The sequence below is a fragment of the Pseudoalteromonas sp. 2CM36K genome (assembly GCF_023161865.1).
Classification (GTDB): Bacteria; Pseudomonadota; Gammaproteobacteria; order Enterobacterales; family Alteromonadaceae; genus Pseudoalteromonas; species Pseudoalteromonas tetraodonis.
This window is the reverse complement of sequence record NZ_JALNTK010000001.1, coordinates 31,073-43,853: the sequence shown is the minus strand read 5'-3', so window position 1 is coordinate 43,853 and position 12,781 is coordinate 31,073. Positions and strand designations below refer to the sequence as shown.

The 12,781-nt window shown below is 40.1% G+C and carries 14 protein-coding genes; 2 read left to right on the top strand and 12 right to left on the bottom strand.

Going from position 1 to position 12,781, the window contains the following annotated elements:
* Positions 1-3: 3 nt before the first annotated feature.
* Positions 4-1,629 carry a pyridoxal-dependent aspartate 1-decarboxylase PanP gene (gene panP / locus MTN97_RS00210; protein WP_036979765.1) on the bottom strand — a complete coding sequence of 542 codons (1,626 nt, stop codon included), beginning with the start codon at positions 1,627-1,629 and terminating at the stop codon, positions 4-6.
* Positions 1,630-1,887: 258 nt separating this feature from the next.
* On the opposite strand from panP, the gene MTN97_RS00205 reads away from it, so the two are divergent.
* Positions 1,888-3,759 (top strand): GGDEF domain-containing protein, encoded by a 1,872-nt coding sequence (locus MTN97_RS00205; protein WP_248473276.1) that lies wholly within the window; start codon positions 1,888-1,890, stop codon positions 3,757-3,759.
* Here the strand turns inward: MTN97_RS00205 and MTN97_RS00200 are convergent.
* The 8 genes from MTN97_RS00200 to folB all read right to left on the bottom strand — a co-directional run bounded on the left by MTN97_RS00200 (position 3,752) and on the right by folB (position 9,913).
* The gene (locus MTN97_RS00200) at positions 3,752-4,420 is read right to left on the bottom strand and encodes a tRNA (guanosine(46)-N(7))-methyltransferase TrmB (RefSeq protein ID WP_214552940.1); all 669 of its coding nucleotides are present in this window, start codon (positions 4,418-4,420) and stop codon (positions 3,752-3,754) included. The genes MTN97_RS00205 and MTN97_RS00200 overlap by 8 nt on opposite strands.
* Positions 4,420-5,187: an ABC transporter permease gene (locus MTN97_RS00195; RefSeq protein ID WP_008466038.1), complete on the bottom strand. Its 768-nt coding sequence runs from the start codon at positions 5,185-5,187 to the stop codon at positions 4,420-4,422. The genes MTN97_RS00200 and MTN97_RS00195 overlap by 1 nt, the downstream gene beginning before the upstream one ends.
* The gene (locus tag MTN97_RS00190; protein ID WP_069438536.1) at positions 5,188-6,117 is read right to left on the bottom strand and encodes an ABC transporter ATP-binding protein; all 930 of its coding nucleotides are present in this window, start codon (positions 6,115-6,117) and stop codon (positions 5,188-5,190) included.
* Positions 6,114-6,737, bottom strand: coding sequence for a flavin prenyltransferase UbiX (locus MTN97_RS00185; RefSeq protein WP_036979775.1), 624 nt, complete (start codon positions 6,735-6,737; stop codon positions 6,114-6,116). The genes MTN97_RS00190 and MTN97_RS00185 overlap by 4 nt, the downstream gene beginning before the upstream one ends.
* Before the next feature lies 1 nt (position 6,738).
* On the bottom strand, positions 6,739-8,094 hold the full coding sequence (gene mpl / locus MTN97_RS00180; protein WP_248473274.1) for a UDP-N-acetylmuramate:L-alanyl-gamma-D-glutamyl-meso-diaminopimelate ligase: 1,356 nt from the start codon (positions 8,092-8,094) through the stop codon (positions 6,739-6,741).
* A 173-nt stretch (positions 8,095-8,267) separates the two neighbouring features.
* The gene (locus MTN97_RS00175) at positions 8,268-9,068 is read right to left on the bottom strand and encodes an undecaprenyl-diphosphate phosphatase (RefSeq protein ID WP_248473272.1); all 801 of its coding nucleotides are present in this window, start codon (positions 9,066-9,068) and stop codon (positions 8,268-8,270) included.
* On the bottom strand, positions 9,065-9,553 hold the full coding sequence (gene folK / locus MTN97_RS00170; protein WP_036979783.1) for a 2-amino-4-hydroxy-6-hydroxymethyldihydropteridine diphosphokinase: 489 nt from the start codon (positions 9,551-9,553) through the stop codon (positions 9,065-9,067). The genes MTN97_RS00175 and folK overlap by 4 nt, the downstream gene beginning before the upstream one ends.
* On the bottom strand, positions 9,554-9,913 hold the full coding sequence (gene folB / locus MTN97_RS00165; RefSeq protein ID WP_036979785.1) for a dihydroneopterin aldolase: 360 nt from the start codon (positions 9,911-9,913) through the stop codon (positions 9,554-9,556). It abuts the gene before it with no gap.
* 207 nt (positions 9,914-10,120) lie between these two features.
* On the opposite strand from folB, the gene plsY reads away from it, so the two are divergent.
* Positions 10,121-10,726 (top strand): glycerol-3-phosphate 1-O-acyltransferase PlsY, encoded by a 606-nt coding sequence (gene plsY / locus MTN97_RS00160; protein WP_069438532.1) that lies wholly within the window; start codon positions 10,121-10,123, stop codon positions 10,724-10,726.
* Between the two features lie 23 nt (positions 10,727-10,749).
* On the opposite strand, the gene tsaD is transcribed toward plsY, so the two are convergent.
* From tsaD to MTN97_RS00145, 3 genes are read right to left on the bottom strand one after another with little or no spacing between them, the layout of a single operon-like run.
* Positions 10,750-11,763, bottom strand: a complete 1,014-nt coding sequence (gene tsaD / locus MTN97_RS00155) for a tRNA (adenosine(37)-N6)-threonylcarbamoyltransferase complex transferase subunit TsaD (RefSeq protein WP_069438531.1) — start codon at positions 11,761-11,763, stop codon at positions 10,750-10,752.
* A 44-nt stretch (positions 11,764-11,807) separates the two neighbouring features.
* Positions 11,808-12,398: a YjaG family protein gene (locus MTN97_RS00150; RefSeq protein WP_036979791.1), complete on the bottom strand. Its 591-nt coding sequence runs from the start codon at positions 12,396-12,398 to the stop codon at positions 11,808-11,810.
* The gene (locus MTN97_RS00145; RefSeq protein WP_372239236.1) at positions 12,382-12,756 is read right to left on the bottom strand and encodes a DUF2007 domain-containing protein; all 375 of its coding nucleotides are present in this window, start codon (positions 12,754-12,756) and stop codon (positions 12,382-12,384) included. The genes MTN97_RS00150 and MTN97_RS00145 overlap by 17 nt, the downstream gene beginning before the upstream one ends.
* Positions 12,757-12,781 lie beyond the last annotated feature (25 nt).

Genomic DNA, 12,781 nt, shown 5'->3' with positions numbered 1-12,781 from the left:
TGGTTACATATATTTTCGTAAATACTTTTTAAATACAGGGTCGGTTTGAGCTAGTTCTTTCTGCTCTTCTAATATCTCTTTTAATATTGCACCTGATGTAAGCGGATTCGCAAGTACCACTCTAAATACCACGGTTGGTTGGTTATCATATTGAACTGGCGTTAAACGTGTACGCGATACAAACGATCGACCTGATTCACGCTGACGTTTTTGCATGCTTGCAGTAAAACGATTAAGCGCGGCAAAAATGTCTAAACGGGTTTGTGCATCAGCTTGGGCTATCGCGTGTTTAATTTGTTTTGGTACATAGCGATAGGTCAGTAAGCAAAGTTCTGGCTCTGATATTAACTCAAAATCTTCATCTGCATTTATCAAATCAGCAAAGTAACGGGCTTTTTTAATACTGCGATCGATAAGCATTTCATAGCCTTTACGACCAATAACACGTAAGCAAGCATGCACTAACATCGCCATTCCAGGGCGACTCCCCTCAAGCGTATGGCTACCTAAGTCTTTAGAGCCTTTACGTAAAATATATTCAGCATGATGCTCTATGGCATCGGTAGCAGCAGGGTCTTTAAATAAGACTAAACCGGCCCCCATCGGCACATACATTTGCTTATGCGCATCAATGGTGATTGAATCTGCATGCTCAATCCCTTTTAAAAGATGCCTATGGGTATTAGACAGTAAGGTGGCTCCCCCCCATGCCGCATCAACATGAAAGTGACAATTAATTTCTTGTGCTAAATTAGCCATGTCTTCAAGTGGGTCAATATTACCGGTTTCTGTGGTTCCTGCGACCCCAACAATTGCCATCACTTTAATGCCTTGCGCTTCAAGCTCTAGCGCTTTTTCTCGCATAGCATCTACATCTACTTTATTATCAGCCGATGTTTTAATACCAATTAAATTCTCACGGCCAATACCTAGTAAATCTACCGATTTGCCTAACGAGTAATGACCTCGCTCAGAGATTAAAACCGCCAGTCCTTTGTAACCATAGTGAAGCATTCCTGCAACTAAACCTTGTGCAGCAATACCTTTAAAATTGCCATCCGCTTTTAATAAGCGGTTGCGGGCTATCCAAAGTGCAGTAATATTCGCCACGGTGCCGCCAGAGCAAAATGCCCCTAACGAAGTTTTTGCACTGTGCATCCATTTAGAATAAAAACCATCACTTTGGCCATAAGCTAAATGATGCATCATCCCTAAAACTTGACGTTCTAATGGGGTAAACGCTTTCGAGGTTTCAATTTTTACTAGGTTTTGATTTAACCCAACCATTAATTTCGATAACGGTAGTAAAAAATGAGGCAGAGCCGATGTCATATGGCCAATAAAGCTTGGCGCTGCGGTATGAACAGAATGAGCAACCAGCTGCTCCATAATATCTTGAGCATAGCAAGACACAAACGTCGGTTCTTCAGGGATTGCCGCCGATTGAAAATCTTTTTCTATTTCATGTAATGGTTTTTCAATTGCCGCGATATTTTCGTTTAAGAAACCTGCTAAATTACTCGAAATTTCAAGCTCTATTTTGCTCAAAGTTGAGTCTGGCGCCTCTGGAACGGTGAATATCCGTTTAAGGCTTTCTTTAGAGGCGACGGCACAACGCTTTTGATCCATCTTCATACCTAGTGTGTGACTAAAACACCTGTTAGTTTGTAAAACACGCTAATATAAGTTGTTTTTAAGTAACGGCATTTCTAAAAAATTGCGCTAACTTTACTGCAATATGACAAAAATGTCTCGTTTTAAGCCATAAAAGACAATACTAAATAGGTAACATTTCACTATTTTTTAAATTTAGTACAAAGGGTAATTAAAATATTGGGCATTTATAATTTTTAAGTATAATAAAATCAACAAAAATAAGGATAATACATGCTCAAAGGAAATCTAAAATTAACACGGTTGGCACTTGGGACCGTCTTTTTTTTGGTCAGCTTAATCATTTATGGTTACTACACTTACTCTGCCATTCAAAGTGATGTAATGCGCAGCATTGACAATCGCTTAATAAATGCCGCCACCAGCGTAAAGTATATTTTAGGTAGTGATTATCACGACAAAACACCGCAAGAAATCAGCTTTTCAAGCTATCAAAATAAGGCCGAGCAACTTTCTGCTTTAGCCAATGATTTAAATATAGATTCTTTATATTCAATGATATTAATTGATGAAAATATTTATTTTACTGCCTCCAGTTACACCCAAGATGATCAAAATAACGGTAAAGTCACCCAGTATTTAGATCTTTACCCTGAAGCGACGCCAATTAATATGGCGGCATTTTTATCAACGGCCCCTATTTTTGAAGTGTCAACGGCGCATCGAGGTCCTTCTAAAACGGTGTATATTCCTCATATAGCAAAAAATGGCAGAACCTATTTAACTGCAGCTGATATTAGCGTCGATAAAATCAATACGGCTTTAATAACACGTTTGAATCAAGCCCTGCTTCATTTTAGTTGCGTACTATTCATATTGTTACTGGTTTATATTCTTTATTGTTTTGGGGTACGCCGCTCACTAATGAGGGATCATGCTACGGGGTTTGAAAATCATATTGCCTTGGAAAAGCAGCTAAAAAAAAGTAATGAGCATCATCTACAAATCGCGATTATTTTGGTTAACGAAATTGATAATATCAGTCGCTTTTTTGGCACAAAAACAGCCGATGAAGTGATGAAAAAACTACTCAGTCACTTTAAGCAGCAAAACCGTCTGCAATCACGTATTTATCGTATTGCGACCAACAAGCTGGCCATTTTAACCAGTAAAGAAACACCTTTTGATGAGCTTTACAGCATTATTCAATCCCATAATAAAAATACACCTTTTATTACAGACCCATTTATTTATATTACGCTCAACGCTGGAGTGGCAAGAGGGAATAAGTCATTACTGCTTAAGAATGCCCACATTGCTTTGCTGCAATCAAGGCAAGGCGTTCAACCAATAGTTAACTACTCAGAAGCGATTAACGACGCTAAATCTCTGTATTTATACAATGTAGAAATAGCAAAAGAAATTTGTGAAGCATTTGATGCCCATCGCGTTGTTCCTTATTTTCAACCTGTTATAGATACCAATACCAATGCCATTATTAGGTATGACTGCTCACCAAGAATAGTGACCTCACATGGGGAGATTTTAACCCCTGATACCTTTTCTAATGCAGTAAATAGGCTGCGTATGGATGGGGTGTTAACACGTACCTTATTTACTCAATGCATTTCGCGCTTTCGCAAATCAGCAATCAGCTGGGGGTTAACTGTGTGCGCTGAAAATATTGCAGATCCCACTATTTATGATCACATAGCGTATGAGCTTCATCGCTACCCCAACCCTGAAAACATTACTATTTCAATATTGGAGTCGCAGGTCATTACACACTACTATGAAATAAAATCATTTATTGCGATGGTGAAAAGTAAAGGGGCAAAAATAGTGATGCATTGTTGGGGTAATGAGTTTATTAATACGCTCAATACGTTAAAGATTGAGGTAGATGGCATTAAACTCGATGGTGCGATCACCAAGCAGCTGGTGAATGATGAAAATACGTCGCTATTTATTGCCTATATTGCTGATATAGCCCAGCAGCTTGAACTTGAATTGGTTGTTGAAGCGGTAGAAAATAACACGGTTGCCGAACTACTTAATAAACTAAATGTGACGCTGATGCAAGGTAGTTACCTTGGTAAACCAACGCCACATGTGACTCACTTTAAACAGCAATTAGCTATTTAAGATTTATAACAAGCCGGTGGCTTTGCTGGCCACTGGCCCAGTACTTACGTTCAAAAGGGGTAATTGCTTCGTCTGACTCAAACAATTCGGTTTGACATGGATGCCCCGCTAATTCAAGCGCTCTGGCAAACTCTTTAACATAAATATCCCAATTACTGCGCACCTCAAGTAAACCGCCTAACTTTACAATAAATGGGAATATAGCCGCCCCATGCCAGCGCCTCTGTATGTGTTTAGACTTAGGCCAAGGGTTAGGGTAAAGTAAATAGTGATGCGTAGGCTGCCAATTAGCAGCCACCGCTAAACGCCAAAAGTCATTTAAGTCAGCTTGCACTAAAATGTATTGACCACTTTCACTTTGTTTATATTCAACATCATGCTTATCAAGTCGATGAGATGACTTATCAATGCCTATGACTAACGCTTCAGGATGACGTTTTGCTAAATTAGCGGTGCTCTCTCCGACCCCACAACAGGAGTCTAAAATAAGCGGCCCATTAAAGGCTTGCACTTTAGCATTAACTTCATCAAATGCGGTTTGCGTATGCGTTGCAATTGGCTTTTTAAACTCAGCCTGTAAGTGTTTATTAACTATTTCATCAAGCTTTTCATGAAGTCCCGCTTGATTAGATACAATACTACGTGAATTTGCATCGCTCATTAGTGTCTTAGCCCCACACCTTTTTTAATTAGCGTCAGTGCTAAAGTAAATAGGACGCTGATAAACACCAACAACACACCCATTGCGACCGATAAATCTACATCCGAAACACCTAAAAACCCATATCTAAATGCGTTAACCATATAAATAATTGGGTTTATTTGCGACACCATTTGCCAAAAATCAGGCAGTAAAGTGATTGAATAAAACACCCCGCCTAAATAGGTCAACGGCGTTAAAATAAAGGTCGGGATAATACTTATGTCATCAAAGCTGTTTGCATAAATAGCGTTAATTAACCCGCCTAAGGCAAACACCGCCGAGGTGAGAATAACAGTGGCTATAATCACAAAAATATTATGTATTTGTATATCTACAAAAAATAAAGAAACGCACGTTACGATAAAACCAACCATAATGCCACGGGTCATACCTCCGCCCATATAACCCAGTACAATGATGTAATTAGGCACAGGTGCAACTAATAACTCTTCAATACTTTTTTGAAACTTAGTTGAGTAAAAGCTCGAAGCCACATTCGAGTAAGAGTTTGTTATAACTGACATCATAATAAGGCCAGGAACAATAAACTCCATGTAACTAAAGCCGCCCATATCGCCAATACGCGAGCCTATTAAATTCCCAAAAATAACAAAATATAAACTCATAGTAATCGCTGGCGGCACTAAGGTTTGCACCCAAATACGCAAAAAGCGAATACACTCTTTAATCCAAATACTTTTTAAGGCTACGCCATATTTAAACATTTATTCGCCCCGCCCTTGCTCTAATAAACCTACAAATAATTCTTCTAATCGATTCGCTTTATTACGCATGCTTAGCACAGTATTACCTTGTTCGGTTAACGCGCTAAATACAGCATTGAGCCCTTGTGATTTAGCCACCTCAACTTCAATGGTGTGATCATCAGTCATGGTGAAATTATACCCTTCAAGCGCCACCGGATTGGTAGGCTGTTTTAAATCCAATACAAAGGTTTCTTTGTCTAATTTAGCTAACAAGGCTTTTATGGTGGTATTTTCAACTATGCGACCGGTATCAATTATAGCGATGTTTTTACACAGTAATTCGGCTTCTTCAAGGTAGTGAGTGGTTAAAATAATGGTCACACCTTGTTCGTTAATTTGCCTTAAAAAGTCCCACATTGATCGGCGAAGCTCTATATCAACCCCCGCTGTTGGCTCATCTAAAATAAGTAATTTGGGCTCATGCATTAAGGCGCGTGCAATCATTAAACGGCGTTTCATACCACCAGACAAGGTACGCGCTTGCTTATCTTTTTTCTCGATTAATCCAAGCTGCGCTAAGTATTTATCTGCACGTTTATGTGCTTCGCCGCGAGGAACACCATAATAACCTGCTTGATTAACGAGTATTTGGCTTAGGGTTTCAAACTGGCTAAAGTTAAACTCTTGCGGCACTAAACCTAAATTGGCTTTCGCCGCTTCTAGGTCGGTATCAATATTGTGGCCAAATACTTCAACTTTGCCTTTGGTCTTATTTACCAGTGAAGAAATTACCCCAATAGTGGTTGATTTACCCGCCCCATTCGGGCCCAGTAATGCAAAAAAGTCACCTTCGTGAACTTGTAAATCAACCCCTTTAACTGCCTCTACCCCATTTTTGTAAACCTTGGTAAGGCCTTCAATATTTAAAGCAATATTTTGCTTATTCATTTTTTACCCTCACCATAACCCCAACGCTTTGTGAGGTTATGTTCAATATTTAAGTGATCTAAAATTCGCGCCACCATAAAGTCAACCAAGTCTTCTATGCTTTGTGGTTGATGATAAAACCCAGGTGCTGCAGGCATAATTGTTACACCTAAACGCGATAATTTAAGCATGTTTTCTAAATGAATTTCGCTAAATGGCGTTTCGCGTGGCACTAAAATAAGCTGGCCTCGCTCCTTTATCACCACATCGGCGGCGCGCTCTAATAAATTATCTGATGCGCCGACTGCAATCGCAGACACAGATCCTGCGCTACATGGACATACTATCATTTTTTTCGGTGCTGCTGAGCCCGAAGCCACAGGACTAAACCAGTTATCTTTGCCAAATACCTTTAATTGCTCAGGCTTGGCGTTATATAACAGGCTTAATTGCTCTGTGGCCTTGTCTTCATTTGCTGATAGTTTAACATTTGATTCGGTATCAAAAACTACCCGCGCGGCACTTGAAATAAGCACATACACTTGAAACTGCTGCTCAAGCAACACCTCTAATAACCTTAGTCCGTAAGGCGCGCCTGATGCACCACTAAATGCTAAGGTGATTTTATCTTTAAATTGCACATTATTCTCCGCTGTATTTATTGGCCAAGCCATCAACAAGTTGTTGATGAAGGCCATTAAAACCACCATTACTCATAATTAAAACATGTTGATTTGGCTCAATACTTTCAAGCACTGTTTCGATAATGGCGATTGTAGAATCAAAACACTGCATACCGGCTTTTTCTGCTTGCTCCTTGAGCGACCAGCTTAAGTTTTCTGGTTCAAACAGTAGCACCTCATCCGCATCGCGTAATGAATCTAGCAATGTAAATTGATGAACTCCCATTTTCATGGTGTTAGAACGCGGCTCTAAAATCGCAATAATTTTGTCATTACCCACTTTGGCGCGCAGCCCCGCAAGCGTTGTTTGTATCGCGGTAGGATGATGGGCAAAATCATCATACACTTTAATGTTATTTATATTCGCTTTAAGCTCCATACGCCTTTTTGGGCTGATAAATTCGCCTAAAGCCGCAATACTGTGCTCAATAGCAATTCCTACATGGCGCGCTGCTGCAATGGCCATCATGGCATTTTTAACGTTATGCTCACCAATTGCCTGCCAGTTAACTACACCTTGCAGCTGAGTGTTTAATAACACATTAAATTGAGAACCATCCGCTTTAAGTAGCTGATAATCCCAATCATTGCCTAATGTTTCGCTCTCGCTCCACAGCCCTTTTGCTATAACATCGCTCAGAGCCTCATCATCTTTTGGCCACAATACTTTCCCGCTTTGCGATAGTGTACGTATCAAATGGTGAAATTGTTTTTTAATCGCATTTAAATCTTCAAAAATATCAGCATGATCAAATTCTAAATTATTTAAAATCAGTGTACGCGGCAGGTAATGAACAAACTTACTGCGTTTATCAAAAAATGCAGTGTCGTATTCATCGGCTTCTATTACAAAAAATGGCGTTTCACCGATTCGAGCAGACAGGCCAAAATTTTGCACAATACCACCAATTAAAAACCCTGGCTTTAAGCCCGCATATTCTAATATCCATGCAAGCATACTTGCTGTGGTCGTTTTTCCATGAGTACCTGCTACAGCGAGTACCCAAGAGTCTTGTAATAAGTTATGTTTTAGCCACTCAGGTCCTGAAGTATAAGGCAGGCTCTTATCGAGTACATATTCAACACACGGGTTACCACGGCTCATAGCATTGCCTATGACGACGATGTCGGGTGCCGGTTCTAGTTGAGATACATCATAGCCTTGGGTTAGCTCGATTCCTAACTCTTCTAATTGGGTACTCATTGGTGGGTAAACATTTTGATCTGAGCCTGTCACTTTATGACCAAGCGATTTAGCAATGGCCGCAATACCGCCCATAAAGGTGCCGCAAATGCCTAATATATGAATATGCATAACTTTTTAATCCTTTGGTACTTCGCACGTCTGTGAAGTTTAATGGCGTTATAATGCCAAATTTTAGGCTTGATGACTATGTGCGTCTCGTCAATTCATTGATGCTAAAACAGCGCTAAAAAATAAAAAAGCCCTCCTACCTAAGTAGGAGGGCTTGCTGGTAATAAGCTAAATTACAGCGTCAAAAATACAATTAAGCCAACACCAAGTAAAAGTCTGTAAATTACAAACGGCAGCATACCCATTCGTTCAATCACTTTTAAGAACATGAATATACAAGCGTACGCTGATAAAAATGAAAGGACGACACCTAAAATTAAAGTGTTCCAATCAACTACATGGTCGCCTAAAGCCAGCTCTATTGTGTAGTAAAGACCCATCATAGAAATAATAGGGATTGCGAGTAAAAACGAAAAGCGCGCAGCGCTTTGTTTATTCATGCCCAGCAATAAGCCCGCTGTCATGGTAATGCCTGAGCGAGACGTTCCTGGGATCATAGCCACTGCTTGAGCAAAGCCAATAAGCAACGCTGTTTTCCAGTTAAGCTGGTAAATTGTTTTCATTTGCTTACCTTTGGCATCAGCGTACCAAAGTAATAAACCAAAAATAATAGTCGTAGCAGCTATAACCCAGGCACTGCGCAGGTACAGCTCAACAACATCTTTTAGTAATAAGCCTAATAACGCTGCAGGTACAGTGCCCAGTATAATCCACCAGCCAAGTTTACTATCGTCGGTGGTGCCTTGAGCGCCAAACGATTTAAACCATGCGCTAAGAATATCAGCCACTTCTTTACGAAAATAAATAACAACGGCTATTAAAGTACCAACATGAACAGCGACATCAAAAGCTAGTCCTTGGTCTTCCCACCCTAAAATTTGCGAAGGTAAGATCAAATGAGCGGAGCTCGAAATAGGTAAAAACTCTGTAAATCCTTGTATCAAGGCTAAAACAATTATTTCTATAATACTCATGGGTTAGTAAACTCCACCTTCCATAGTTTTTGTTGAGGGTTGTTATATGCATTCCAAATTTGGGCAATCGTTTGTTTTGCTACCGGATGATAAAAATCAGGAGCTACCTCTGCTAAAGGCTGTAATACAAAGGCATTTTTGGTAATTTCGTCACGTGGTAGTTGAGCTGGGCTCTCGCAAATGACATCATCGTAAAAGAGTAAATCGAGATCCAAGGTGCGCGGGCTAAATTTTTTATCATTTGCTTTGCGACCATTATCGCGCTCTATTTGTTTTAATAACGCACACACATCTTCAAGCGCCATATCGGTAGTGGCAGCAAGTACGGAGTTGTAAAAGTTATTACCGGCAAAACCCACCGCTTCACTTTCAAATACCGAAGAATGTTGGGGATTTTTAAAGTGTTTATTTAACGCCACTAAAGCACGCCTGATATGCTCTGCTTTATTAATATTTGACCCTAAACTAATAAATATTTGCGCCATTTAAGCAATAGCCTTGTTACGCGTTATTTCTACACCGACGGTTTGCGCTTGTGCAACTGCAGCGGGCTTACTTACTTTTATTGTCACTTGCGGGGTATTAAATTCGGTTAAAATGATTTGCGCTAATTGCTCTACCAGTGTTTCTAAAAGCTCTACCGGTTTAGCCGTACTGTGTTCGATAACACGCTCACTTACCTTAGCGTAATCCAGTGCCAAGTTAATATCGTCGTTTTGCGCTGCGGGCTTGATGTCGCTTAGCATTTCAATATCAAAGTACAGGCTTTGTTTACTTTTCTTTTCAAAATCATACACCCCGATAATCGTTTCGACATGCAATTGTGATATAAATACCTTGTCCATTGATACTCCAAATGACTGTAACAAGTCACTGAGTTAATTACATATTGTATCAATCAAATTAATACTGTATATACTTTAATCAGTGTTTAAATATACTAAAATTACTTCTACAATAGAATAATTACAAAATTGCGAGTAATTTAAGAAGCCCGTAAATTTTGACGCCAATAATAGCTTAAAAGTAATGATTAAAAAATAAGGAAGCGCGTGTTAGTCATTTTAATGTTTGTTTTAGCCTATTTGCTCGGCTCGATTTCATCGGCCATTTTAGTGTCGCGGCTATTCAAACTCCCCGATCCACGCACGCATGGCTCCAATAATCCAGGGGCAACCAATGTTTACCGCTCAGGCGGGTCACTTCCTGCATGCTTAGTTTTAGTCTTCGATATTTTAAAGGGCACAATCCCTGTTTGGGGCGCTTATTTTTTAAAACTTGAGCCATTAGAGCTTGGTTTAATCGCCGTTGCAGCATGCTTAGGGCACATGTACCCGTTATTCTTTAGTTTTAAGGGCGGTAAGGCGGTTGCAACTGCATTTGGCTCGTTACTACCGATAGGGCTTTCTTTAGGAGGGTTATTGATTGGTACTTGGTTGCTGATTGTCGCAATTACTCGTTACTCATCACTTGCCGCGTTAGTGGCCGTTACGCTAGCCCCTTTATACACATGGTGGATAAAACCGTTATATACCTTACCGGTAACCTTTATTACGCTACTGATCATTATTAGGCATCGCACTAATATTGTGCGTTTATTTAAGGGGGAAGAACCAAAAGTAGGAACTAAACAAGCCCCTACAGATGATAAGAAGTAATAAATAACCTAAGTTCTGGTTAACTATATTGCTTCTAGGCTATCGATTGGCCAGCGCGGTTTAGTTTTCATATCAAGCGAAGCAAACTGCCCTGCTTTTAAACGCTGCATACCAGCATAAGCAATCATTGCACCATTGTCAGTACAAAACTCAGTGCGAGGGTAATACACTTTGCCCTTCATACCTTGCATCACACGCTCTAGTTGCAAACGTAGTTGCGTATTAGCACTTACACCACCGGCTATTACTAAGCGCTTAATACCGGTTTGTTTTAATGCGCGCTTACACTTAATTACTAAAGTATCTATAACGGCTGTTTGAAATGCATGAGCAATATCTGCTTTAGTTTGCTCGTCACTGTCGTTTTCACGAATAGCAATTGAAGCGGCGGTTTTTAGGCCACTAAAGCTAAAATCCAAGCCAGGTTTGTCTGTCATCGGACGCGGAAAAACAAATCGCTTAGCAACACCCTGTTCAGCCATTTTAGCTAAACGAGGACCGCCAGGGTAATCAAGCCCAAGTAATTTAGCCGTTTTATCAAACGCTTCACCTGCAGCATCATCTACCGACTCACCCAATACTTCGTATTGACCAATACCAGCAACTTTTACCATCATGGTATGACCGCCAGAAACCAGTAAGGCAATAAATGGAAACTCGGGGACGTTTTCCTCAAGCATTGGCGCTAATAAATGCCCTTCCATATGGTGCACTGCAACCGCTGGGATATCCCAGCCATACGCTAAAGATCGACCAATTGAGGTACCTACTAACAAAGCCCCTACTAAACCTGGCCCTGCCGTGTAGGCAATACCGTCTAAATCTTCAGGTCCACAGCCAGCTTGTGCAAATGCCGCATCAATAAGCGGCAATGTTTTACGTACATGATCGCGAGATGCAAGCTCAGGTACTACACCACCGTAATCAGCATGTACTTTTACTTGGCTATATAATTGATGGGCTAGCAGCCCTTTTTCGTCATCATAAATAGCAATACCAGTTTCATCGCATGATGATTCAATGCCTAAAATTCGCATTGTTGATTCTCCTGCCACCTAACAAGGTGTTTAAAACAAATAACTTAAAGTGCTAAACCAATGTTAGTTTGGCCATCAGCAAGGACATGCTTTTTCAATGCTTTTACATTTTCAGCAGTAATACGCCCCATTGCCTCTACAAAATCAATTAGTTCACCTAATACCTCTATTTCGTATTGCATTAGTGGGTGTTCACGCACTGCTTTATTATCAGCAACATCCCCTTCAACCGTCATTTGATACTCAATAAAGCGAGCCACAGTAGCCTGCGATATTTTACTCACATTAACAAACTCTTGCTCATCTTGTGCTAAAAGGCCATGCATTAAGCTCAATAATGAAGTTGCAGCGTCAATGGCAGGGTAAGTACCAAACATATCAAAATCAGCAAGTTCAGGCACATTAGGCTCAATTTTTTCGACTTGCTTTTCTAAATCAATTTTACTTTTAGGAAAGAGTATTTTTTCCCAACATACATTTAAAGCATTGCGTAAAATAACCTCATCGCCAAAGCCGGTAGCCTCACTAAATAGCCCATAATTAGGCAACATACGCTCTATTAACGCACTGGCCAATACCGCTTTTTGTAGGTAATTTAATTCTCTAATACGCTGAAAATTATTCGCTTTTGTCATTCTTTAAAGTCCCACATGACCAACAAAAATCAAATGTTGATCCATTATGCTCATTACAGTTAGGGCACACCCAATCTGGAGCGGATTGTTTTACTTGCTGATAGTTTACCAATATTTCGCGTGCATGGCGCTCTTTTATCGCATAAACCTGCACACTTACTTGTGTTTGCTCAAACGGGATCTCGCCCATGGCACCCTGCAGCATTTCACCTTTAATTTGGCACTCAATTCCCGCATTAAGAATCAGTCCTTTTATTATATTGGCCTCTAAACTATTTTCTGCGTTATAAAGCGTCACCCAATCAAATGATGTTATATTTGAATCGCTATTATTAATATTTTGCAATATCCACCTCATTTACTTTATGTGTACAATTTGCCTG

Coding starts and splice junctions, on each gene's coding strand:
- panP (WP_036979765.1), bottom strand. CDS start 1,629: ATGGATCAAAAGCGTTGTGCCGTCGCCTCTAAAGAAAGCCTTAAACGG.
- MTN97_RS00205 (WP_248473276.1), top strand. CDS start 1,888: ATGCTCAAAGGAAATCTAAAATTAACACGGTTGGCACTTGGGACCGTC.
- MTN97_RS00200 (WP_214552940.1), bottom strand. CDS start 4,420: ATGAGCGATGCAAATTCACGTAGTATTGTATCTAATCAAGCGGGACTT.
- MTN97_RS00195 (WP_008466038.1), bottom strand. CDS start 5,187: ATGTTTAAATATGGCGTAGCCTTAAAAAGTATTTGGATTAAAGAGTGT.
- MTN97_RS00190 (WP_069438536.1), bottom strand. CDS start 6,117: ATGAATAAGCAAAATATTGCTTTAAATATTGAAGGCCTTACCAAGGTT.
- mpl (WP_248473274.1), bottom strand. CDS start 8,094: ATGCATATTCATATATTAGGCATTTGCGGCACCTTTATGGGCGGTATT.
- MTN97_RS00175 (WP_248473272.1), bottom strand. CDS start 9,068: ATGAGTATTATAGAAATAATTGTTTTAGCCTTGATACAAGGATTTACA.
- folK (WP_036979783.1), bottom strand. CDS start 9,553: ATGGCGCAAATATTTATTAGTTTAGGGTCAAATATTAATAAAGCAGAG.
- folB (WP_036979785.1), bottom strand. CDS start 9,913: ATGGACAAGGTATTTATATCACAATTGCATGTCGAAACGATTATCGGG.
- tsaD (WP_069438531.1), bottom strand. CDS start 11,763: ATGCGAATTTTAGGCATTGAATCATCATGCGATGAAACTGGTATTGCT.
- MTN97_RS00150 (WP_036979791.1), bottom strand. CDS start 12,398: ATGACAAAAGCGAATAATTTTCAGCGTATTAGAGAATTAAATTACCTA.
- MTN97_RS00145 (WP_372239236.1), bottom strand. CDS start 12,756: ATGAGGTGGATATTGCAAAATATTAATAATAGCGATTCAAATATAACA.